Source organism: Aliivibrio sp. 1S128 (assembly GCF_001691065.1).
Classification (GTDB): Bacteria; Pseudomonadota; Gammaproteobacteria; order Enterobacterales; family Vibrionaceae; genus Aliivibrio.
The window spans coordinates 1-265 of record NZ_MAJV01000093.1 but is presented as its reverse complement, the minus strand read 5'-3'; the positions used below and the strand labels follow the sequence as shown (position 1 = coordinate 265).

The window sequence follows — 265 nt, the reverse complement described above, 5'->3', positions numbered from 1 at the left end:
CAACGCCGCCGTCAGTCATTTCAACGATGACTTCTTGAATTGGCTTGTCGAATTTTGTTGGGTTGATGCAATCAGTTGCGCCTAATTTCTTAGCCAGTTCGTATTTGCTTTCGTTTAAGTCAACACCAATGATGCGACTTGCCCCCGCCATTTTTGCGCCGATGATAGCTGAAAGACCAATACCGCCAAGACCGAATACAGCAACGGTGTCGCCTTTTTCAACTTTAGCCGTGTTAAGAACCGCGCCCATACCCGTCGTTACGCC

Annotated in this window: 1 protein-coding gene; it reads right to left on the bottom strand. The window is 48.3% G+C overall.

All coding sequences use genetic code 11. From position 1 onward, the window contains the following. A partial coding sequence (locus A6E03_RS11245; protein WP_141677261.1) for a zinc-binding dehydrogenase occupies positions 1-265 on the bottom strand: 265 nt, incomplete at both ends.